General features: G+C 70.0%; 22 protein-coding genes and 5 tRNA genes. 17 read left to right on the top strand and 10 right to left on the bottom strand.

Annotation, left to right across the window (positions count from 1 at the left end):
* Positions 1–96: 96 nt before the first annotated feature.
* The 4 genes from OHO83_RS16130 to OHO83_RS16115 all read right to left on the bottom strand — a co-directional run bounded on the left by OHO83_RS16130 (position 97) and on the right by OHO83_RS16115 (position 5,422).
* Complete coding sequence (locus OHO83_RS16130) at positions 97–678, bottom strand: GTP-binding protein (protein ID WP_100595019.1); 582 nt, start codon at positions 676–678, stop codon at positions 97–99.
* Complete coding sequence (locus OHO83_RS16125; RefSeq protein ID WP_100595020.1) at positions 659–1,069, bottom strand: DUF742 domain-containing protein; 411 nt, start codon at positions 1,067–1,069, stop codon at positions 659–661. Before OHO83_RS16125 ends, OHO83_RS16130 begins: the two co-directional genes overlap by 20 nt.
* A gap of 108 nt (positions 1,070–1,177) precedes the next feature.
* A complete protein-coding gene (locus tag OHO83_RS16120; RefSeq protein WP_067164664.1) occupies positions 1,178–1,591 on the bottom strand; it encodes a roadblock/LC7 domain-containing protein in 414 nt (137 codons plus the stop codon).
* Positions 1,592–1,600: 9 nt separating this feature from the next.
* Positions 1,601–5,422, bottom strand: a complete 3,822-nt coding sequence (locus OHO83_RS16115) for a sensor histidine kinase (protein ID WP_266674544.1) — start codon at positions 5,420–5,422, stop codon at positions 1,601–1,603.
* Positions 5,423–6,000: 578 nt separating this feature from the next.
* Here OHO83_RS16115 and OHO83_RS16110 point away from each other — a divergent pair.
* From OHO83_RS16110 to OHO83_RS16070, 9 genes are all read left to right on the top strand, one after another.
* Positions 6,001–6,198 carry a hypothetical protein gene (locus OHO83_RS16110; protein WP_116509458.1) on the top strand — a complete coding sequence of 66 codons (198 nt, stop codon included), beginning with the start codon at positions 6,001–6,003 and terminating at the stop codon, positions 6,196–6,198.
* 91 nt (positions 6,199–6,289) lie between these two features.
* On the top strand, positions 6,290–7,078 hold the full coding sequence (locus OHO83_RS16105) for a fumarylacetoacetate hydrolase family protein (protein WP_116509456.1): 789 nt from the start codon (positions 6,290–6,292) through the stop codon (positions 7,076–7,078).
* Positions 7,071–8,546: a glutamate--tRNA ligase gene (gene gltX / locus OHO83_RS16100; RefSeq protein ID WP_266674548.1), complete on the top strand. Its 1,476-nt coding sequence runs from the start codon at positions 7,071–7,073 to the stop codon at positions 8,544–8,546. Before OHO83_RS16105 ends, gltX begins: the two co-directional genes overlap by 8 nt.
* Before the next feature lie 10 nt (positions 8,547–8,556).
* Positions 8,557–9,285, top strand: coding sequence for an HAD family hydrolase (locus OHO83_RS16095; RefSeq protein WP_266674549.1), 729 nt, complete (start codon positions 8,557–8,559; stop codon positions 9,283–9,285).
* Between the two features lie 88 nt (positions 9,286–9,373).
* Positions 9,374–9,445 (top strand) — tRNA-Gln (locus OHO83_RS16090).
* Between the two features lie 41 nt (positions 9,446–9,486).
* Positions 9,487–9,559: transfer RNA gene (locus OHO83_RS16085), tRNA-Glu, on the top strand.
* A gap of 62 nt (positions 9,560–9,621) precedes the next feature.
* Positions 9,622–9,694, top strand: a tRNA-Glu gene (locus OHO83_RS16080).
* Between the two features lie 30 nt (positions 9,695–9,724).
* Positions 9,725–9,796, top strand: a tRNA-Gln gene (locus OHO83_RS16075).
* A gap of 28 nt (positions 9,797–9,824) precedes the next feature.
* Positions 9,825–9,897: transfer RNA gene (locus OHO83_RS16070), tRNA-Glu, on the top strand.
* Positions 9,898–10,047: 150 nt separating this feature from the next.
* Here OHO83_RS16070 and ndgR read toward each other — a convergent pair.
* The gene (gene ndgR, locus OHO83_RS16065) at positions 10,048–10,764 is read right to left on the bottom strand and encodes an IclR family transcriptional regulator NdgR (protein WP_100595026.1); all 717 of its coding nucleotides are present in this window, start codon (positions 10,762–10,764) and stop codon (positions 10,048–10,050) included.
* 185 nt (positions 10,765–10,949) lie between these two features.
* Here ndgR and leuC point away from each other — a divergent pair, with 185 nt between their 5' ends.
* From leuC to OHO83_RS16045, 4 genes are all read left to right on the top strand, one after another.
* Positions 10,950–12,380, top strand: coding sequence for a 3-isopropylmalate dehydratase large subunit (gene leuC / locus OHO83_RS16060; RefSeq protein WP_266674551.1), 1,431 nt, complete (start codon positions 10,950–10,952; stop codon positions 12,378–12,380).
* Positions 12,381–12,386: 6 nt separating this feature from the next.
* Positions 12,387–12,980: a 3-isopropylmalate dehydratase small subunit gene (gene leuD / locus OHO83_RS16055; RefSeq protein ID WP_266674553.1), complete on the top strand. Its 594-nt coding sequence runs from the start codon at positions 12,387–12,389 to the stop codon at positions 12,978–12,980.
* A gap of 270 nt (positions 12,981–13,250) precedes the next feature.
* A complete protein-coding gene (locus OHO83_RS16050) occupies positions 13,251–13,481 on the top strand; it encodes a hypothetical protein (RefSeq protein WP_266559656.1) in 231 nt (76 codons plus the stop codon).
* A 138-nt stretch (positions 13,482–13,619) separates the two neighbouring features.
* Entirely contained in the window at positions 13,620–14,288 is a 669-nt protein-coding gene (locus tag OHO83_RS16045; RefSeq protein WP_266674555.1) for an HU family DNA-binding protein, read from the top strand.
* Between the two features lie 96 nt (positions 14,289–14,384).
* On the opposite strand, the gene OHO83_RS16040 is transcribed toward OHO83_RS16045, so the two are convergent.
* Together OHO83_RS16040 and cofC are read right to left on the bottom strand one after the other, a co-directional pair.
* A complete protein-coding gene (locus OHO83_RS16040) occupies positions 14,385–14,588 on the bottom strand; it encodes a hypothetical protein (protein WP_266674557.1) in 204 nt (67 codons plus the stop codon).
* 13 nt (positions 14,589–14,601) lie between these two features.
* Positions 14,602–15,237: a 2-phospho-L-lactate guanylyltransferase gene (gene cofC / locus OHO83_RS16035; protein ID WP_266674559.1), complete on the bottom strand. Its 636-nt coding sequence runs from the start codon at positions 15,235–15,237 to the stop codon at positions 14,602–14,604.
* A gap of 165 nt (positions 15,238–15,402) precedes the next feature.
* Here cofC and OHO83_RS16030 point away from each other — a divergent pair, with 165 nt between their 5' ends.
* Genes OHO83_RS16030 through OHO83_RS16020 form a run of 3 tightly spaced genes read left to right on the top strand, consistent with a single transcriptional unit; the run spans position 15,403 to position 18,425 of the window.
* Positions 15,403–16,203, top strand: a complete 801-nt coding sequence (locus OHO83_RS16030) for a lysophospholipid acyltransferase family protein (RefSeq protein ID WP_266674561.1) — start codon at positions 15,403–15,405, stop codon at positions 16,201–16,203.
* A complete protein-coding gene (locus tag OHO83_RS16025; protein ID WP_266674563.1) occupies positions 16,200–17,210 on the top strand; it encodes an NAD(P)H-dependent glycerol-3-phosphate dehydrogenase in 1,011 nt (336 codons plus the stop codon). Before OHO83_RS16030 ends, OHO83_RS16025 begins: the two co-directional genes overlap by 4 nt.
* Before the next feature lie 57 nt (positions 17,211–17,267).
* A complete protein-coding gene (locus tag OHO83_RS16020; RefSeq protein WP_266674565.1) occupies positions 17,268–18,425 on the top strand; it encodes a D-alanine--D-alanine ligase family protein in 1,158 nt (385 codons plus the stop codon).
* A gap of 26 nt (positions 18,426–18,451) precedes the next feature.
* Here OHO83_RS16020 and OHO83_RS16015 read toward each other — a convergent pair whose 3' ends face one another.
* On the bottom strand, positions 18,452–18,943 hold the full coding sequence (locus tag OHO83_RS16015; protein ID WP_266674567.1) for a DUF3515 domain-containing protein: 492 nt from the start codon (positions 18,941–18,943) through the stop codon (positions 18,452–18,454).
* 20 nt (positions 18,944–18,963) lie between these two features.
* Positions 18,964–19,197, bottom strand: coding sequence for an Lrp/AsnC family transcriptional regulator (locus tag OHO83_RS16010; protein WP_016642988.1), 234 nt, complete (start codon positions 19,195–19,197; stop codon positions 18,964–18,966).
* 224 nt (positions 19,198–19,421) lie between these two features.
* Here OHO83_RS16010 and OHO83_RS16005 point away from each other — a divergent pair, with 224 nt between their 5' ends.
* Positions 19,422–20,387, top strand: a complete 966-nt coding sequence (locus tag OHO83_RS16005; RefSeq protein ID WP_266674569.1) for a thiamine-phosphate kinase — start codon at positions 19,422–19,424, stop codon at positions 20,385–20,387.
* A 5-nt stretch (positions 20,388–20,392) separates the two neighbouring features.
* On the opposite strand, the gene OHO83_RS16000 is transcribed toward OHO83_RS16005, so the two are convergent.
* Complete coding sequence (locus OHO83_RS16000; protein WP_266674571.1) at positions 20,393–21,649, bottom strand: FAD-dependent monooxygenase; 1,257 nt, start codon at positions 21,647–21,649, stop codon at positions 20,393–20,395.
* Positions 21,650–21,670 lie beyond the last annotated feature (21 nt).

Here is a 21,670-nt window from a genome sequence, read left to right as displayed (position 1 = left end):
GGCCGACCGTGTCAAAGGACACAGCGGCCTCCGGGCGCACTACGACAACTGCCGTATGCATCTAGCCACTTGGTGGCCGGATTTTCGGCGGTCGGGCTACTTCAGGCGGGCCATCAGGGCGTGCTCGACCAGCGTGATCAGGCCACTCTTTGCATCCGCACGGTGTCGGGCGTCCGTGGTGATGATCGGGGTGTCCGGGCCGATCTGGAGCGCCTCGCGCACCTCGTCGGGCGTGTAGGGCTGGTGTCCCTCGAAGCCGTTGAGGGCGACGACGAAGGGCAGCCCGGAGTTCTCGAAGTAGTCGACGGCCGGGAAGCAGTCGGCGAGGCGGCGGGTGTCGACGAGGACGATCGCGCCGATCGCGCCGCGGACCAGGTCGTCCCACATGAACCAGAAGCGGTCCTGACCGGGTGTACCGAAGAGGTACAGGATCAGGTCCTGGTCGAGCGTGATGCGGCCGAAGTCCATCGCCACCGTGGTGGTGGTCTTGTCCCCGGTGTGGGTGAGGTCGTCGATGCCCGCGGACGCGGACGTCATGACGGCCTCGGTGCGCAGAGGGTTGATCTCGGAGACGGCGCCCACGAACGTGGTCTTGCCGACGCCGAAGCCGCCTGCCACCACGATCTTCGCGGACGTGGTGGAACGGCCGCCTCCGCCGTTAGAGCTTGCGAAGTCCACTGAGCACCCTTTCGAGCAGTGTCACGTCGGGCTGGCCGCCTGCGTTCTCGTCGCCACCGGGCTGGTGGATGGCCACCATTCCCGCTTCCGCCAGGTCCGCGACGAGGATCCGGGCCACACCGAGAGGCATCGACAGCAGGGCCGACACCTCCGCCACGGACTTGACCTCGCGGCACAGGTGGCAGATGCGCTGGTGCTCGGGGAGCAGCCCTATCAGCTGGGCCGGGTCGGCGGTCGTGCTGACGAGCGCCTCGATGGCGAGCTGGTAGCGCGGCCGTGTCCGGCCACCGGTCATCGCATAAGGACGCACCAGCGGCTGGTCGCCCTCAGGACCGTACGAGGCGTGCGGAGATACGCCGTACGGGTCGTGAGAGGCGGTGGGCGGGGTCATGAATCCTCCGGGCGGGACAGCAGGTGGTCTGCGTGCCGTCTGACGTGGCCGGTGGGGGCGGTGGCGGCCTGACGGTGCGGTCATACGTGCGTGTGGGGGAGGTCTTGACTAGTGCAGCAGGCTGCCCTGCAGTTCGGCGCGGAGATCGGGGGTGAGCACGGAGCCCGCGCGGTCCACGAGCAGCGCCATCTCGTAGCCGACGAGGCCGATGTCGCACTCGGGGTGCGCGAGCACCGCGAGGGACGAACCGTCCGAGACCGACATGAGGAAGAGGAAGCCACGCTCCATCTCCACCACGGTCTGGGCGACCGTGCCGCCCTCGAAGATCCGGGACGCACCCGCGGTCAGCGAGGTGAGGCCCGAAGCGACGGCGGCCAGCTGGTCGGCGCGGTCCCGGGGGAACCCCTCCGACATGGCGAGCAGCAGGCCGTCCGCGGACACGACGACGGTGTGGGAGACCCCCGGCGTGTTGTCCACGAAGTTGGTGATCAACCAGTTCAGGTTCTGTGCCGCCTGGCTCATCTGGGTCAACTAACGCTCCTGCTGGTGAGTGGGGCTGGGGAAGCTGCCGGTCTGGCCCGTACCGGCCTGGCGACCCTGCTGGATGCCCCGACGGAGATTGGTCAGCCGGCCGCGAACGTCATCAGGCGAACGCGAGACCTGCGGACCGGTTTGGTGCTGTTGCTGCTGAGCCGTGCCCGCGACGAGGTTCGCACGCGGGACGCGACGCGGGAGCCCGGAGACGGTGACTCCGCCGGCCGAGGGCTGGCGGACCCGCTCGGCCTGGCGGCCGAGCTCGTCGTTGGGCGACTGGCGCCAGTTGGCGGGCGCCTGAGCCTGCTGGGGCGCCGAGGGTGCGGCGGCCGCCGGGCGGGCGGGGGCGGGAGTGGCGTTGGGCGACTGGGGCTGCTGCGGCGAGCGCTGCGGCAGGCCGCCCGGACGGCCGTTGTTCTGCTGGGGGGCGGGCGCCTGCTGCGGGGCCTGCTGGCCCGACTGCTGGCCGTGGAACCAGTTGGTCTCAAGGGTGTCGAAGAGCGGCGTGCGGCCGTCGCCGGGTCCGGCGGGCGGCAGCTCGTCCTGCCGTCCGGGGGCCTGCGGCTGCGCCGGGAACCCCTGGTCCCGGCCGCCCTGGGCGGGCGGCCGCGGCATGGAGAAGTCCGCCGCGTCCCGGGAGCCGAGCTGCGGCAGGTCGCGCGCGGAACCGCCGTTGCGGCCCTGCGGCTGCGGCTGCGACTGACCCTGTCCCTGGCCGAAGGCGTCGGCACCGGGGAACTGGCCGTCCTGGCGCGGATGCCCCGGGGGGTTCTGGCCGGGGGCCGCGAACTGGCCGGTGGCGGACGGGTCCTGAGCACCGGAGCGCAGACCGTCGTCGAAGCCGGGCGCCGCGAACTGGCCGGTCTGGTGGTTCGGGTTCTGCGGCTGGCCGGGCGCCTGGTTCTGGGGCTGGAAGTGGTTCGGGTTCTGCGACTGGCTCTGGTGGCCGCCGAAGACGTCGTTACGGACGAACGCACCCGTGTCCTGACCCTGGCCCTGGTCGAGCGGGGCGGGCGCGCCGGGACGGGGCCCGTCGAAGTCGGGCCGGGGGAACTCGGCCGTCGAGCCGGGGCCCTGACGGTCGTCCACCCGCGGGAACTGCGACGTGGAGTCCGGCTCCTCGTGCCCGCGCGGCGCGTCGAGCGAGGCGCGCGGCACGGGCGGCTGCGCGTCGTCGTTGCCCCAACTCGGCACGCGCGGCTGGGGGTTGCCCCCGGGCAGCTCGGCACGGGGACCGCCACGCGGCGGCAGGACCGGCCTGCGACCCTGCTCGGGAGACTGGTTCGTACGCTGCTGGGGCGGCACGGGACCGTTCTGGCCCGGGCCCTGGCCGAGGCCCTGACCCTGGCCGGGACCACCCTGCGGGCCGGCCTGCGCGCCGAACAGTCCGGCCGGAGCCGGACGCCCCTGCTGAGGGGACTGCTGCGGCTGCTGGGACTGCGGAGACTGAGGTGCCTGCGGCCCGTTGCCGTCACGGCTGGGCAGCGCCGCGCGCGGACCCGAGCCGGCGACCTGCGGACGTGTCGCGCCGGGACCGGCACCGAGCCGACCCGCACCACTCGCACCGCCGGGACCGCCCTGCGGACCCGCGCCGACCCCACGCCGTGCGGCGGCCACACCGGCGGCGGCCTGCGCGGCGGCGGGGCCACCGGAGGCGGCGCCGGGACCGGGCTTGCCCGGAGCCTTCTTGCCACCCTGGGCGACGTCGACGGGCAGCATGACGAGTGCCGTCGTACCGCCGGAGTCGGACGGGCGGAGCTGGATACGGATGCCGTGACGCTGCGACAGACGGCCGACCACGAACAGACCCATGCGGCGCGAGACCGACACGTCCACGGTGGGCGGCGACGCGAGCCGCTCGTTGATCGCGGCGAGGTCCTCGGGGGAGAGGCCGATGCCGGTGTCGTGGATCTCGATGAGCACACGGCCGTCGGGCAGCGCGTGACCGGTGACCTTGACCTTGGTCTGCGGCGAGGAGAAGGAGGTCGCGTTCTCGAGCAGCTCGGCGAGCAGGTGCACGAGGTCGTTGACGACGCGTCCGGCGACCTCGGTCGAGGGGACCGAGGCCAGCTCGATGCGCTCGTACTGCTCCACCTCGGAGGCGGCGGCGCGCAGGACGTCGACCAGCGGGACCGGGCGGGTCCAGCGGCGGCCGGGCTCTTCACCGGCGAGAACGAGGAGGTTCTCACCGTTACGGCGCATACGGGTCGCGAGGTGGTCGAGCTTGAACAGCGAGGACAGCTGGTCGGGGTCGGCCTCGCGCGACTCCAGCTCGGAGATCAGCGAGAGCTGGCGCTGGATAAGACCCTGGGAACGGCGCGAGAGGTTGGTGAACATCGCGTTGACGTTGCCCCGCAGGAGGGCCTGCTCGGCGGCCAGACGGACCGCCTCGCGGTGCACGTCGTCGAAGGCCGAGGCCACCTGGCCGATCTCGTCGCGCGAGTGCACACCGACGGACTCGACGGAGGTGTCGACGTCCTGCGGGTCCGACTCGGACAGCTGCTTGACCAGCTCGGGCAGGCGGTCCTGGGCGACCTTGGTGGCGGTGTCCTGGAGCCGGCGCAGCGAGCGGATCATGGACCGGGCCACGACGAACGCGCCGACGAGCGAGACGCCGAGGACGAGCAGGATCAGCGCACCGTTGATGATGGCCGTGCGCTCGGACTCGTTGCGCAGCTCGCGGGCCTGCTGCTCCATCTGGTTGAGCAGCGTCAGCTCGATCTTGGACATTTCCTGCAGACGCTGGCTGTCCGCGTCGACCCAGTCCTTGTAGGACCGCTTGTCCTGGATCCTGATGCCGCCCTCCTGGCTGAGGGCGCGGCGGGCGTACTGGTCGGCGGCCTTGATCGTCGCGTTGCCCGAGTCGATGGGCTTCATCAGCTCGGTGGCGGCGACGTTTCCGTAGACGGAGCTGAAGCCCTTGAGGTCGGACTCCTGGTTCTCCAGCGCGGACTCGCCGTAGCGGCGGTCGGTCTCGGAGAGCTTGCCGAAGTCACGGTCGTTCGGGGGCAGGGCGGCCGCGATGACGGCGCGCTGCACGGACGCGTACTCCTTGGCGGAGGAGAACGACGCCAGGGCGCGCGTGCGCTTGATCATCTCGGGGTTGCTGGTCGCCTGCGCCATGTCGGTGGACAGCGACAGGAGCTGCTCGACGAGGCGGCTGTAGGCGTCGATCGTCTGGGACGAGGTGCTGCGGTCCTTGAACGCGTCCTGCCGGATGCCCTTGAGGTTGTTGAGCTGGCCGGCGATCTGCGTGACGTGGTCCTGCACACCGTCGAGACCGCTGTTGCTGGACCCGTCGGTGATCTCGTAGGTGCCTTCCATGAAGGCCTTGCGCGCGCGGTCGGTCTTCTGGCGCGCTCCCTTGACGGTGTAGTCCTCGGTCGCCTTGCCGCCATTGGCCAGCGGGCCCGCCGACTGGTCGCGCTCCTCCTGGAGCGCGGACGCGAGCTCGGTGGCCTGCTTGGTCATGTCGGTCAGCAGCTTCATGTTGTCGAGCTGCTGGATGTCGCTCATCGACTCGCCGATACGCAGCGCGCCGAGGGAGGTCGCGGCGACCACGGGGAGGGCGAGCAGCGACACCAGGCGGGTGGAGATACGCCAGTTGCGAAGAGCTATTCGCGAGCCGGGGCCGGTCGGGCTCTTCGGCTTCGCGGCGGTCTTGGGCGCGGCCGAGGCCGCCGTACTGCCCTCGACGGAGGCGGTCCGGCCCGGGTTCTGGGCGTGCTGGGGCGAGGAACTGCCTGTCATCGGGCCAGTCCCGCCGCGCGGCTCCGGCTCCGCCGCAGCGCTGCCATCCCTGTTCTTACGTCCCTGCACTAGCGTCGCAACCTCTGGACCAGGCGTCCCCCGCGTGCGCGGACGGGACGGTGTCGGCGTAGTTCGGGGGCGAGCTGACACGCCCCCTTCGGTCGTCGGTGACCGGCGCTGCTCCCCCTTCCCGCCGCGACTCGGCGCTGCGTTGCGCCCCGTGCGCGCCGGCTCGATCTCGCGGCGGTCCCGCGAATTCCAGCACAGTGCAGGATCTCCAACAAGGGCCGAGGGTCAGGACCGGACCAGTGTGACGCCTTGTGAGGGGTGCGTCACGAGACGTAGAAAGTGATCTCATCGATAACGGACTTTTACTGACGTTCCACCTACACCCCGGGGGTGTCCCAGTCGCCATGATCGGGAGCGGAATGGTGGCTTCAGTGGCGGAATGCCCTTTTCGGTACGACGCACATCGGGTCCGAATTGAAACTTTTGCCCGCCCTCTGGTGAGGAAACTCACATGAAGAACTTCGCCTCTTCCTCGCTTTCGACGGGAATCAGATGTTTAGCCTGACGCTTTACAGGGATGGCGAATCCGACAACCGGCGCCCCGCGGGCGCCCGCACCGACAAGGTCACGAGCGACACATGAAGACTGTGAAGTCCACGATGTTCCGCAACATCGCCAACCCCCGGCGCACGACGCTGATGCACCTCAAGGACGCCGACGAGCTGCAGACGGCACCGGAGCTCCCGGAGTACTCCGTCGAACTCCCCGCGCAGACGGCCAACCCGCGCCGCGCCATCCTGATGGAAGCCCCGGAGCAGACGCCCGTCGCGTCCTGACGCGCGGCAATCCGCGAGGCCGGGGGCCCGCGCCGCGTTAGCCTGGGGCGTCAGACTCCAGCCAGCGGAAGTAGAGGGGCGCAAGGCACCCGTGCGCATCGCCAGATTCTCCATCGACGGCAATGTCGCCTTCGGCGCGGTCGAGGGCGACAGTCCCCCCGGAACGACCGATGGGCTTGTCCTCGACATCATCAAGGGCATTCCGTTCGCGGACTTCGAACTCTCCGGCACGAAGGTCCCGCTGAGCAAGGTCAGGCTCCTGCCGCCGGTGCTCCCGAACAAGGTCGTCGCCTTCGGCCGCAACTACGCGGAACACGCGAAGGAACTGGGCAACGAGGTCCCGGACGCCCCCTTCGCGTTCTTCAAGCCGTCCACCTCGGTGATCGGTCCCGGCGACGAGATCGCGTACCCCTCCTTCTCGCAGGAACTGCACCACGAGGCCGAGCTCGCCGTGGTCATCGGCCGCATGTGCCGCGAGGTCCCGCGCGAGCGCGTCAAGGACGTCATCCTCGGCTACACCTGCGCGAACGACGTCACCGCGCGTGACGTCCAGAAGCGCGAGAAGCAGTGGGCCAGGGCCAAGGGCTTCGACACCTCCTGCCCGCTCGGCCCCTGGGTGGAGACGGACCTCGACCCCAGCGACCTGACGATCCAGTGCACGGTCAACGGACAGCAGCGCCAGCTCGGCCGCACGTCCCAGATGATCCACTCGATCGAGGACCTGATCGTCAACATCTCCGAGGCCATGACGCTGCTCCCCGGCGACGTGATCCTCACGGGCACCCCGGAAGGGGTCGGCCCGCTCAACGTCGGCGACGAGGTCGCCGTCACCATCGAAGGCATCGGCACTCTCACCAACAAGGTGATCAAGCGTGGCTAACGCGAACGTCCGCGTACGTTTCTGTCCGTCCCCGACCGGCAACCCCCACGTGGGCCTGGTCCGCACGGCGCTGTTCAACTGGGCCTACGCCCGGCACAACCAGGGCACCCTGGTCTTCCGCATCGAGGACACCGACGCGGCCCGCGACTCCGAGGAGTCGTACGAGCAGCTCCTCGACTCGATGCGCTGGCTCGGCTTCGACTGGGACGAGGGCCCCGAGGTCGGCGGCCCCCACGCGCCGTACCGCCAGTCGCAGCGCATGGACATCTACAAGGACGTCGCCGAGAAGCTCCTCGCCGCCGGTCACGCCTACCGCTGCTACTGCTCCACCGAGGAGCTCGACGCCCGCCGCGACGCCGCCCGCGCCGCCGGCAAGCCCTCCGGTTACGACGGCCACTGCCGCGACCTGAGCGCCGAGCAGATCGCCGCGTACGAGGCCGAGGGCCGGCAGCCCATCGTCCGTTTCCGCATGCCCGACGAGGCGATCACCTTCGAGGACCTGGTCCGCGGCGAGATCACCTACCAGCCGGAGAACGTCCCGGACTTCGGCATCGTCCGCGCGAACGGCGCCCCGCTGTACACGCTGGTCAACCCGGTCGACGACGCCCTGATGGAGATCACCCACGTCCTGCGCGGCGAGGACCTGCTCTCCTCCACACCCCGCCAGATCGCCCTCTACAAGGCGCTCACCGAGCTCGGCATCGCGAAGCTCACGCCCGCCTTCGGTCACCTGCCGTACGTCATGGGCGAGGGCAACAAGAAGCTCTCCAAGCGTGACCCGCAGGCGTCGCTCAACCTCTACCGCGAGCGCGGCTTCCTGCCCGAGGGCCTGCTCAACTACCTGTCCCTGCTCGGCTGGTCCTTCTCGGCCGACCAGGACGTCTTCTCGATCGAGGACATGGTCGCGAAGTTCGACCTCGCGGACGTCAACTCGAACCCGGCGCGCTTCGACCTCAAGAAGGCCGAGTCGATCAACGGCGACCACATCCGCATGCTGGACGCGAAGGCGTTCGCGGAGGCCTGCGAGCCGTGGCTGCGCGCCCCGTTCGCCAACTGGGCGCCCGAGGACTTCGACCAGGCGGCCTGGGAGGCCATCGCCCCCCACGCGCAGACCCGCGTGACGGTCCTGTCCGACATCACGGCCAACGTCGACTTCCTGTTCCTCAAGGAGCCGGTGGAGGACGAGGCGTCCTGGACCAAGGCCATGAAGGGCGACCCGGTCGGCCTCCTGACCACGGCCCGCGCGAAGCTCGAGGCCGCCGACTGGGCGTCGGCCGACTCCCTCAAGGAGGCCGTCCTGGCCGCCGGCGAGGAGCACGGCCTCAAGCTCGGCAAGGCGCAGGCCCCGGTCCGCGTCGCCGTCACCGGCCGCACGGTCGGCCTGCCCCTCTTCGAGTCCCTGGAGATCCTGGGCAAGGACAAGACTCTGACCCGCATCGACGCCGCCCTGGCCAAGCTCACGGCCTAAGCTCGGGCACATGCCGATCCGCGCGGTCCTGTGGGACGTAGACGACACGATCTTCGACTACGCGAACGCGGACCGCGCGGGAATGCGGGACCACCTTCGGGCCGAGGGCCTGGCCGACGGATTCACCTCCGTCGGCCAGGCCCTCGCCCGTTGGCGCACCCTCACCCGGGAGCACTGGGCGCGCTTCGAGTCGGGCGAGACCGACTGGGAGAGCCAGCGCCGCAATCGCGTACGGGCCTTCGTGGAGCGCGGCGCCGACGACATGGACGACGCCGAGGCGGACGCCTGGTTCGGGCGCTACATCGTCCACTACGAGGCCGCCTGGGCGCTTTTCCCCGACACCGTCCCCGTGCTCGACCTGCTCGCGGAGCGCTACCGGCACGCGGTCCTGTCCAACTCCTCGCTCCACAACCAGGACCGCAAGCTGCGCGTCCTCGGCGTCAGGGACCGCTTCGAGGCCGTCGTCTGCGCCGCCGAACTCGGCGTGGCCAAACCGCAGGCCGCCGCCTTCCACGCCGCCTGCGAGGCCCTGGAACTGCCCCCGCACGAGGTCGCGTACGTCGGCGACCAGCCCGACACCGACGCCCGCGGAGCCGAGGAGGCGGGGCTCACCGGCATCTGGCTGGACCGTGCGCGGACCGGCGGCCGTCCCGAACTCACCCGCATCACAGCGCTCGATCAGCTCCCCGCCCTGCTGGCCCCGGATACCCGTTTTGGAGCGCCGTCCACCTTCGGGTAATGTTCTTCCTGCGCCAAGGGAAACGGGCCGACAGGCCGGACCCGGAAGCGTAAATCAAACAGAACCCTCGCAAGGGGTTGCTTTTTGATGGCCTATGGTGTAATTGGCAGCACGACGGTTTCTGGTTCCGTTAGTCTAGGTTCGAGTCCTGGTAGGCCAGCTCGCAGAGCTTATCTGCATCGCGGATTCCAGATCCGCAAAGCCCCCGTTGTGTAGCGGCCTAGCACGCTGCCCTCTCAAGGCAGTAGCGCCGGTTCGAATCCGGTCGGGGGTACAGATCCTTCCCAGGGGGACAGTCCGGGTCGCACCCGCTGTTTTTCATGCAGGATCGCTAGGGCCCCCGTTGTGTAGCGGCCTAGCACGCCGCCCTCTCAAGGCGGTAGCGCCGGTTCGAATCCGGTCGGGGGTACTGATCGGGCCATCCAGGCCTGGATCGCATTGGGCTATGGTGTAATTGGCAACACGACGGTTTCTGGTTCCGTTGTTCTAGGTTCGAGTCCTGGTAGCCCAGCTGGATCGTGTGGCAACACAAGATCCTTGCCCCCGTTGTGTAGCGGCCTAGCACGCCGCCCTCTCAAGGCGGTAGCGCCGGTTCGAATCCGGTCGGGGGTACAAGACAGCAAGAGGCCCTCCCCACAGGGGAGGGCCTCTTCGCGTTGCCCGGAGCACGTGGGCGGGAAAGTCTCACCGAGTCTCAACTCGGGCCGGTCGCTGCGGCGTTGAAGCGGCCGGCCCGAGACGGGGCGGTGTGGTGGGGGAGGGTCAGCCGGTGCGGCGAAGGGCCTCGGAGAGGCGGCCCGCCGCGTCGATGACGGCCTGCGCGTGCATGCGGCCCGGGTGGCGTGTCAGGCGCTCGATCGGCCCGGAGACCGAGACCGCCGCGACGACGCGGTTCGAGGGGCCGCGCACCGGTGCGGAGACGGACGCGACGCCCGGCTCCCGCTCGCCGATCGACTGGGCCCAGCCGCGGCGCCGCACGCCCGACAGGGCCGTCGCCGTGAAGCGGGCGCCCTGGAGGCCGCGGTGGAGGCGCTCGGGCTCCTCCCAGGCCATCAGGATCTGCGCCGACGAGCCCGCCTTCATCGTGAGCGTGGAGCCCACGGGGACGGTGTCCCTGAGCCCCGACAGGCGCTCGGCGGCCGCGACACAGATGCGCATGTCGCCCTGCCGGCGATAGAGCTGCGCGCTCTCGCCCGTCACGTCCCGGAGGTGGGTGAGTACCGGGCCCGCCGTCGCGAGCAGGCGGTCCTCGCCCGCCGCCGCGGCCAGCTCGGCCATGCGCGGGCCGAGGATGAACCGGCCCTGCATGTCACGCGCCACCATCCGGTGGTGTTCCAGTGCCACGGCGAGACGGTGTGCCGTGGGTCTTGCCAGTCCGGTCGCCGCGACCAGCCCCGCGAGGGTGGCCGGACCGGACTCCAGGGCGCTGAGAACAAGGGCCGCCTTGTCCAGAACGCCGACGCCGCTAGAGTTGTCCATGCGTCGATACTCGCGTCTCACTCTGTGAAACGCAAGTTCAATTTCCCGTGAAACTTGACACCCTGTACTTACGGCGGCCCGCAGACCAACGGGCCGGGACGTTCACGTCCGGTACGAGGGGTACGGACGTCGGCGACCACGATCTCTAGTTGGGCCGGCTCACGATGCCGGCCGGAGGGAAAGCGATGGGTAGGACACTCGCGGAGAAGGTCTGGGACGACCACGTCGTCCGGCGCGCCGAGGGCGAGCCCGACCTCCTCTTCATCGATCTGCACCTGCTGCACGAGGTGACCAGCCCGCAGGCCTTCGACGGCCTGCGTCAGGCCGGTCGCCAGGTGCGGCGCCTCGACCTCACCATCGCGACCGAGGATCACAACACCCCGACCCTCGACATCGACAAGCCGATCGCGGACCCGGTCTCGCGCGCCCAGCTGGAGACGCTGCGCAAGAACTGTGCCGACTTCGGTGTGCGTCTGCATTCGCTGGGTGACGTCGAGCAGGGCGTCGTGCACGTCGTCGGCCCGCAGCTGGGCCTGACCCAGCCGGGCACCACGGTCGTCTGCGGCGACTCCCACACGTCCACGCACGGCGCGTTCGGCGCGCTGGCCTTCGGCATCGGCACCTCCCAGGTCGAGCACGTCCTGGCGACCCAGACGCTGCCGCTGGCCCGTCCCCGCACGATGGCCATCACCGTCGACGGCGAGCTGCCCGACGGCGTCACCGCCAAGGACCTGATCCTCGCCATCATCGCGAAGATCGGTACGGGTGGCGGCCAGGGCTACATCCTGGAGTACCGCGGCTCTGCCATCGAGAAGCTCTCGATGGAAGCCCGCATGACCATCTGCAACATGTCGATCGAGGCCGGCGCCCGCGCGGGCATGATCGCCCCCGACGAGACCACCTTCGCCTACCTCGAGGGCCGCGCGCACGCCCCCAAGGGCGAGGACTGGGACGCCGCGGTGGCGTACTGGAAGACGCTGAAGTCGGACGACGACGCGGAATTCGACGCCGAGGTCGTCATCGACGCCGCCGCGCTGTCGCCGTTCGTCACCTGGGGCACCAACCCCGGCCAGGGCTCCCCCCTGTCGGCACAGGTCCCCGACCCTGCTTCGTACGAGGACGCTTCGGAGCGCCTCGCCGCCGAAAAGGCCCTGGAATACATGGGGTTGACCGCCGGGCAGCCGCTGCGCGACATCAAGGTCGACACCGTCTTCGTAGGTTCGTGCACCAACGGCCGCATCGAGGACCTGCGCGCCGTCGCCGAGATCGTCGGGGGCCGCAAAGTCGCCGACGGCGTACGGATGCTGGTCGTTCCCGGCTCCGCTCGGGTGGGTCTGCAGGCCGTCTCCGAGGGCCTGGACAAGGTCTTCAAGGAGGCCGGCGCCGAATGGCGGCACGCGGGCTGCTCGATGTGTCTGGGCATGAACCCCGACCAACTCGCCCCCGGCGAGCGCTCCGCGTCCACCTCGAACCGCAACTTCGAGGGACGGCAGGGCAAGGGTGGCCGTACGCACCTGGTCTCGCCCCAGGTGGCCGCCGCCACCGCCGTGCTTGGCCACCTGGCCGCTCCGGCCGACCTGTCCGACACTGACGCCCGTACGCCCGCTGGAGTCTGATCAGCCATGGAAGCATTCACCACGCACACCGGCCGGGCCGTCCCGCTGCGCCGCAGCAACGTCGACACCGACCAGATCATCCCCGCCCACTGGCTCAAGAAGGTCACCAGGGACGGTTTTGAGGACGGGCTCTTCGAGGCCTGGCGCAAGGACCCCGAGTTCGTGCTGAACAAGGCCGAACGCGAGGGCGCCACGGTCCTGGTGGCAGGTCCCGACTTCGGCACCGGATCCTCCCGCGAGCACGCGGTGTGGGCGCTGCAGAACTACGGCTTCAAGGCCGTCATCTCCTCGCGCTTCGCCGACATCTTCCGCGGCAACTCGCTCAAGAACGGCCTGCTCACGGTGGTGCTCGACCAGAAGGTCGTGGACGCGCTCCAGGACCTGGTGGAGAACGACCCCCAGGCCGAGATCACGGTCGACCTGGAGGCGCGTGAAGTACGGGCCGAGGGCATCACCGCCGCCTTCGAGCTCGACGAGAACGCGCGCTGGCGGCTGCTGAACGGCCTGGACGACATCAGCATCACGCTCCAGAGCGAGGGTGACATCGCGGAGTACGAGTCCAAGCGTCCCGCGTTCAAGCCGCAGACCGTGCAGATCTGAACTCTGCAAGGCTGATTCCGGCCATCGCAACAAGCCCTCTGTACCCCCAATCGTGGACGGTTGGGGGTACAGCTGTGTCCGGCCCCGAACCGCTCGCCAAGTGCCGTTCCGGGTCTCTCAACTCCCCGTGTTTTCAAGGGTGTTCAGGGGGTACGCGCATTTCGTGGCGCCCGTGCGCGTACGCCTCTCGAAGGGGCCCAGGAGGCCCGCCAGGGACGGCAGTTACCCCCTGCGGAGGCGACAACTCGCCCCAGATGGCACAATCTGTGCATGGAACACGACGGCCAACTCCAGCTCTATGCGGCGGTCGCGGACCAACTCAAGGAAGCGCACTCCAGGGTGCGCGCACTGCAAGTCCCGGAGGGCGTACGGATGGCGCTGACCCGGAAGCTGCTGGTCATTACGGCCGCGGCCAAGCACGATCTCGCCGATGCGGCAAGGCGACTGGACCGATTCATGGTGGACCTCGACGAGGGTCGATTCTCGCAAGAGGACCACTGAGTAACTTCGCGACAGCCCGAGTTCGTTGCGGCACAAGGGTGATTAGCCCGTTTCGTGTTTGATTTGCGGTATATATCTGCCTAACGTGCGAAAAAGCCGGACCGGATACGTTCCGGCAATGTCTCCGAAGGGGAAGACGTGAACAAGGCGCAGCTCGTAGAAGCGATTGCCGACAAGGTCGGCGGCCGTCAGCAGGCCGCGGACGCCGTCGACGCGGTCCTGGACGCCATCGTCCGTGCCGTCGTCAGCGGGGACCGGGTCTCGGTCACCGGCTTCGGCTCGTTCGAGAAGGTCGACCGCCCCGCCCGCTACGCCCGTAACCCGCAGACGGGTGAGCGCGTACGGGTCAAGAAGACCTCCGTTCCGCGTTTCCGTGCCGGTCAGGGCTTCAAGGACCTCGTCGCGGGTTCGAAGAAGCTCCCGCGTGGTGGCGAGGTCGCGGTCAAGAAGGCGCCCAAGGGCAGCCTGACCGGCGGCGCCGCGGCGACGGTCAAGAAGGCCGCGGCCAAGAAGGCCACGACGGCCAAGAAGGCGACGGCGAAGAAGACCACCGCCAAGAAGGTCACCGCCAAGAAGACGACGGCGAAGAAGACCACGGCGACGGCGAAGAAGGCCACCGCCAAGAAGACCACCGCCACGGCGAAGAAGGCCACCGCGAAGAAGGCCGCTCCGGCGAAGGCCGCCGCGAAGAAGGCCACCGCGAAGAAGACGGCGCCCGCCAAGAAGGCCACGGCCAAGAAGGCGCCCGCCAAGAAGTCCACTGCGCGCAAGACGACCGCCAAGAAGACCACCGCCCGCAAGAAGTAAGGGCGACGGCCTCAAGGGCCCCTCACGCGCCGGGCCGGGCTCCCCTCGGGGAGCCCGGCCCGCGGTGTGTGCGCGAAAGCCCGGTTCGGCGGAGGCTCAGAGCGTCTGCAGCGTCACCAGCGTGATGCGCCGCGCCTCGCCCTCGCCCTCGACCTCGATACGGACCCGCTGCCCGGGGCGCAGCAGCCGGAGGCCGCCCGCGTCGAACGCCGGGCCGTCGAACGGCACGGGGGTGCCGTCGTCGAGCAGCACGCTGCCGGAGCGGGAGTCGGGGTCGTATGTGTACGCGGTCGCCTGCATACAGGCAGCGTACTCAGTCCGGGATCAGCAGCCCGGCGGCCGCCCCCGCGGTGCGCGGGCCGACGCCGAGCGACAGCGCCACCCGCAGGTCCTCGCCGGTGTCCACGTCCTGGCGTACGGAGTCGACGCCCGTCAGCGGGAGTTCCACCGCGCCGGACGCGGCATGACGGGCGCGGGACGCGGTGCCGAATGCGGGAAGCAATTCCGTACCGGAACGGGCACTGAGAAGTGTCGTCCCGATTCCCGCCGCATCGGGGAGAAATGCGCGGGGAAATAGCGCGGCCTCCGCGAGAACCCGGGACAATTCCGCGGACCGCAGGGCCGGCAGATCGGCGTTGAGTGCCGCGACGGCCGCATCGGGACGCCGGGCCCTCGCCGCCGCCGCACCGTGCGCCAGGGCGGCGTTCAGGCCCGCTCCCGGGGCATCGGGGACGATCAGGGCACCCAGGGCGGCCAGTTCCCTCCCGGCGAGCGCGTCGTCCGTGACTACCACCACATCCCGCACCCCGGCCGAGGCGGTCGCGGCGGCCACGGTGTCCTGCGCGAACGCCAGCGCGAGCCCGGGACGCACCCCGTCACCCGCCGTGGGTGCCAGCCTGCTCTTGGCCCGCACCAGGGGTTTCAGCGGTATCACGAGGGTCCACTGCACGTGAGGTCCGTCCCTTCGGGTCGCGCTCATTGTGGCCCGGCGCGTGAGGTGGGCATAAACGTGCGGGCGTACGGTGTTCTCGACAGACCGGCGGCCCGGGGCGACACTTGTGCGGCTGACCAGGTCCGAGAGGGCCTTCAAGGGTCCATAGAGGAAGGTGTCCGAGTGTCCCGCCGCAGAATCGGCTTCTGGTACCGCCTGGCGGCGGTCATCGCTAAACCGCCGCTCGTGGTTCTGATCAAGCGGGACTGGCGCGGAATGGAGAACATTCCGGCCGACGGCGGCTTTATCACCGCGGTGAACCACAATTCGCATCTCGACCCGTTCGCGTACGCGCACTTCCAGTACAACACCGGACGCGTTCCGCGATTCCTCGCCAAGCACGGGCTCTTCAAGAAGGGGTTCATCGGCGCCATCATGCGCGGCACCGGACAGATCCCCGTCTACCGCGAGACCACGAATGCGCTCAGCGCGTTCCGTGCCGCCATCGACGCCGTCGAGCGCGGGGAGTGCGTCGCCTTCTACCCCGAGGGCACCCTCACCCGCGATCCGGACCTGTGGCCCATGACCGCCAAGACGGGCGTCGCGCGCGTGGCACTGCAGACCAAGTGCCCCGTCATTCCCGTCGCCCAGTGGGGCGCCAACCTCGTGCTCGCGCCGTACGCGAAGAAGCCCGACCTGCTGCCGCGCAAGACGCACCACGTCCTCGCCGGGCCGCCGGTCGACCTGGAGCGCTTCTACGACAAGGAGATGACCCCGGAACTCCTCAAGGAGGCCACCGAGGTCATCATGACGGCGATCACCGGACTGCTCGGTGAACTGCGCGGCGAGCAGCCTCCGCAGCGGCGTTACGACCCCCGCGAGGCGCGCATCGCGCAGCGCCGCAAGGCCGCCGGGGTCAACACCCTTACGGAGCAGGCCGGTTCGGCCGCCATCGAGCACGGAAGTCCTGAGGAGAGCAAGTGACCCCACCCGTCAAGGCGGCCGTCTTCGGAACCGGCTCCTGGGGCACGGCCTTCGCCATGGTGCTCGCCGACGCGGGGTGCGACGTCACCCTGTGGGCGCGCAGGCCCGAACTGGCCGAAGCGGTCAACTCCACGCGTACGAACCCCGATTACCTCCCCGGCGTCGAACTCCCCGGCAACATCAGGGCCACCACCGACGCCGCCGAAGCCGCGGACGGCGCCGACTTCACGGTGCTCGCCGTGCCCTCGCAGACGCTGCGTGCCAACCTCGCCGAGTGGACGCCGCTGCTCGCGCCCGGCACGGTCCTCGTCTCCCTCATGAAGGGCGTCGAACTCGGCTCCGCCATGCGGATGAGCGAGGTCATCGAGGACGTCACCAAGGTCGGCGAGGACCGCATCGCGATCGTCACGGGCCCCAACCTCGCTCGCGAGATCGCCGCCCGGATGCCCGCCGCCGCCGTCGTCGCCTGCCGCGACGAATCGGTTGCGCAGCGCCTCCAGACCGCCTGCCACACCCCGTACTTCCGGCCGTACACGAACACCGACGTGATCGGCTGCGAGCTCGGCGGAGCCGTGAAGAACGTCATCGGGCTCGCCGTCGGCATCGCCGACGGCATGGGCCTGGGCGACAACGCGAAGGGCTCGCTCATCACGCGCGGCCTCGCCGAGACCACCCGGCTCGGCCTCGCGATGGGCGCCGACCCGCTCACGTTCTCCGGGCTCGCGGGCCTCGGCGACCTCGTCGCCACCTGCTCCTCGCCCCTGTCGCGCAACCACACCTTCGGCACGAACCTGGGCAAGGGCATGACCCTTCAGGAGACGATCGCGGTCACCAAGCAGACCGCCGAGGGCGTCAAGTCCTGCGAGTCGGTGCTCGACCTGGCGCGCCGGCACGGCGTCGACATGCCGATCACCGAAACCGTCGTCGGCATCGTGCACGAGGGGAAGTCCCCGGTCGTCGCCCTGAAGGAGATGATGTCGCGCAGCGCCAAGCCCGAACGGCGCTGAACGCGGGTCTCGCCGGACGCTGACTCCGCTGCTACCAGCAGGTACGCTCAACGCGATATGAGCAGCGAGAACCTTCCCCAGAGCAGCCGTCCGTCGGGCCAGAAGCCCCGTGTGGCCGTCGTCTTCGGCGGTCGCAGCTCCGAGCACGGCGTTTCCGTCGTCACCGCAGGTGCCGTGCTGCGGGCCATCGACCGCACCAAGTACGACGTGCTGCCGATCGGCATCACGCGGGAGGGGCGTTGGGCGCTGACGGCCGACGATCCCGAGCGGATGGCGATCACCGACCGCAAGGTGCCGGACGTCGCCGAGCTCGCCGAGTCCGCCGAGGGCGGGGTCGTGCTGCCCGTCGACCCGTCGAGCCGCGAGGTCGTCTACACGGAGCCCGGCTCCGTGCCCAAGGTCCTGGGCGACGTCGACGTCGTGTTCCCCGTCCTGCACGGCCCCTACGGCGAGGACGGCACCATCCAGGGCCTGCTCGACCTGTCCGGGACGCCGTACGTCGGCTGTGGCGTCCTGTCCTCGGCCGTCGGCCAGGACAAGGACTACATGAAGCGGGTGTTCACCTCGTTCGGGCTGAAGGTCGGCCCCTACCTGGTGATCCGGCCGCGCGAGTGGGAGAACGACCGGGAAGGCGCGCGGCGCCGCATCGCGGACTTCGTCGGCGAGCAGGGCTGGCCGCTGTTCATCAAGCCCGCGCGCGCGGGCTCGTCGATCGGCATCACCAAGGTCGACTCCTTCGAGGGCCTCGACGAGGCGATCGAGGAGGCCCGCAGCCACGACCCGAAGATCATCGTGGAGGCGGCGCTCGTCGGCCGCGAGATCGAGTGCGGCGTCCTGGAGTTCGAGGACGGGCCGCGCGCGAGCGTGCCGGCCGAGATCCCGCCGGTCCAGGCCCACGACTTCTACGACTTCGAGGCCAAGTACATCGACTCGGCGTCCGGCATCGTGCCCGCGCCGCTCACCGAAGAGCAGACGGCCGAAGTGCAGCGGCTCGCGGTGGAGGCGTTCGACGCGGCGTCCTGTGAGGGCCTCGTGCGCGCCGACTTCTTCCTCACCGAGGACGGCGAGTTCGTGATCAACGAGATCAACACGCTGCCCGGCTTCACCCCGATCTCCATGTACCCGCGGATGTGGCAGGAGAGCGGCGTGAGCTACCAGGAGCTGGTGGACCGCCTCATCCAGGCGGCGCTGAACCGGTCGACGGGGCTGCGCTAGTCACGCAGCGACCCGATCCGCGCAGGTCAGTCGGCGATCCCTTCGGGGATCGCCTTCTTGACGGGCTGGGCGAAGTCGACCAGGGGCGAGGCCCCCTCGGCGGCCAGCTCCTTGGGCAGGGTGACCTCCACGTAGGCGACCCGCAGCGTCGTCGTGAGCACCTGCGTGCCGTCGTCCCGCTTCTCGTACGCCCAGCCCACGCCGTTCACCTTCACCGGCAGAGCCTGGGGGTCGTCCATCAGCGCGGGCCGCGCGACACCGCAGCGCAGTATGATCGCCGGATCTCCCCACCCCGCGGTCAGCTCGGACCGCGGAGAGGGGTCGTTCCTTCCGTGCCCGTCCACCGTGTCCGGAAGCCTTTTGTGCAGGTTCCGGCACAGGTCCGTGACCTTGGCGTCAGGGGTGGGAACCGCTGCGTGTGCCGTGTCGTCTGCTGAGGAGCAGCCCGAGACGGCGACAAGCAGGGCCAGGGCGGGGAGCCCGGTGGCAAGGCGGGGCCGGTGACGGAAGAAGTTCACCGGCCAAGGTTAGACGGGGGCTACAAGTGCACGACCGGGCAGGTCAGGGTGCGGGTGATGCCGTCCACTTGCTGGACCTTGGCGACCACCATGCGGCCGAGCTCATCGACTGTGTCGGCCTGTGCGCGCACGATGACGTCGTAGGGACCTGTCACGTCCTCGGCCTGGATCACCCCCGGGATCTTGCCGATCAGCTCGGCTACGGTCGACGCCTTGCCGACTTCGGTCTGAATCAGGATGTACGCCTGTACCACGGAACCTCCAGGGCGGCCACGAGGATCATGTGGGGAGAAGAGACGCCACGGTATCGCGTCGCCGCTCGCCGCGGGGAGACCCGCGGTGACTGTGGCGTACACACTGCGACTGACGTACGGCGGGCACCGGTCCACAGGACGGCCCCGCCGATGACAATGACCGTACCTATGACAGAGACGGCTCGCGACCGCAAGCGGACCGGGGCAGAAGGGGCAGTACGCGCATGAAGGGCACCGTCGGCGAGCTGGGAGAGTTCGGGCTCATCCGAGAGCTCACCTCCCGGCTCACCACCACCCCGGCCGTACGACTCGGCCCGGGCGACGACGCGGCCGTGGTGGCCGCGCCGGACCGCAGGGTCGTCGTGAGTACGGACATCCTCCTCGAAGGGCGGCACTTCCGCCGCGACTGGTCCACGGCCTACGACGTCGGGCGCAAGGCGGCCGCGCAGAACCTCGCGGACATCGCCGCCATGGGCGCCGTCCCGACCGCGCTCCTGCTCGGCCTCGTGGTCCCCGCCGAACTCCCCGCCAGCTGGCCGAACGAGCTGATGGACGGCCTGCGCGACGAGTGCCAGGTCGCGGGCGCCGCCGTCGTCGGAGGCGATGTCGTACGCGGCGACACCATCACCGTCGCGATCACCGCGCTCGGCGACATGCGCAACCACGAGCCGGTCACGCGCTCCGGCGCGCAGCCCGGCGACGTCGTCGCGGTGACCGGCTGGCTCGGCTGGTCCGCGGCCGGGCACGCGGTCCTCTCGCGCGGCTTCCGCTCGCCCCGTGCCTTCGTCGAGGCCCACCGCCGGCCCGAGCCGCCGTACCACGCGGGCCCCGCGGCCGCCGGGCTCGGCGCCACGGCCATGTGCGACGTCAGCGACGGCCTCATCGCCGACCTGGGGCACATCGCGGAGGCCAGCAAGGTCCGTATCGACATCAAGTCCGGCAAGGTCGACGTGCCTTCGCAGATGAACGACATCGGGCAGGCCGTCGGCGTCGACCCGATCCAGTGGGTGCTCACCGGGGGAGAGGACCACGCGATCGTGGCCACGTTCCCGCCGGACGTGAAACTGCCCGCCCGCTGGAAGGTGATCGGCGAGGTCCTCAACCCGTCGGCGCTGCCCCAGGTGACGGTCGACGGCGCCCCGTGGACGAACAAGGGCGGCTGGGACCACTTCGGGGACGTGGAGGGCTGACGGGCTCACCGGCCGCGTACCGCCGCGGCCGGTGCGCCCAGCAGGGCCGGGTAGTCCTTCAGGTCGATCGCGGTCGCGGCCTTCTCCGTCAGGCGCTTGAAGAACCCGGCCATCAGGCGGGAGCTGAGCAGCCGGTACATCCGGTCGCGGCTGCGGATCCTCCGCTCGGTGGGCGGGGCGAAGAAGGGGCCCGCGTTGCCCGAGATCTTCTGGCAGCCCTTCGCGAAGTCCCCGATCTGCGCCTCGTAGGCGGCGAACGCGGTGCGGTGATCGCCGCCGGCCAGGGCCAGTTCACCCGCCAGGACGTACGCGCCGACGATCGCGACGCCGGTGCCCATGCCGCCCATCGTGGCGCCGTACCCGGCGTCGCCGAGCAGGACCACGCGGCCCTTGGTGAGCCGCTCGACGTGGATCTGCGCGATGGCGTCGAAGTACAGGTCGTCCGCGTCCTCCAGCGCCTCCAGGACCCGTGGCGCCTCCCAGCCCATCCCCGCGAACCGCTCCGCGAGGATCCGCTTCTGCTGGTCCACGTCCCTGCGGTCGTGGTCGAGGGGTTCGGAGCGGAACACCAGGAGCGCGCCCGCGCGGTCCGGGTCACCGTCGTAGTTGCTGACGGAGACCGCCCGGCCCGGGTCGCTGTACAGCCGGCCGGTGCGGTCGAGGCCCAGGTGGTTGGGGATGCCGAAGCCGGCCACGTAGTGGTCGAGGAACCGCAGGTAGCGGGACTCGTCGCCGAACACGAGGCGGCGGGTGGGGGAGTGCAGCCCGTCGGCCGCCACGACGAGGTCGAAGCGGCGGGGTGCCGCGTGCTCGAACGTGACGTCGACCCCGCGGTCGTCCTCGGTCAGGGTGGCGATCGAGTCACCGAAGACGTACTTCACCGCGTCCTTGCTGTGTTCGTACAGGATGTGGGCGAGGTCGCCGCGGAAGATCTCCACGTCGCCGCTCATCAGCTCCGCCGGCAGATCGACGCGCGGGGTGCCGTCGGCGTCGACGACCGTCTGGCGGCCCATGCGGGTCTGGCGCGCGTGGATGTCGTCGTGGATGCCGAGGGCGGTCAGGACCGTGCGGTGCACCCAGCCGCGGAAGTCGACCGCGAATCCACCCTCGCGCAGGGCGGGGGCCTTCTCGACTACGGTGACGCGGGCTCCGTGGAGGGACAGGGCGAGGGCGACGGCGGGACCGGCGACGCTGGCGCCGGAGACCAGGACGTCGAGGTGGGACAGCCGGGTCGACGCGTACGGGGTGTGTGTGTTCTTCATGTCCCCGAGCCTCGCGGGCGC

Source organism: Streptomyces sp. NBC_00569, assembly GCF_036345255.1.
Classification (GTDB): Bacteria; Actinomycetota; Actinomycetes; order Streptomycetales; family Streptomycetaceae; genus Streptomyces.
The sequence above is the reverse complement of the archived record's forward strand: the minus strand, read 5'-3'. Positions and strand labels throughout refer to the sequence as shown.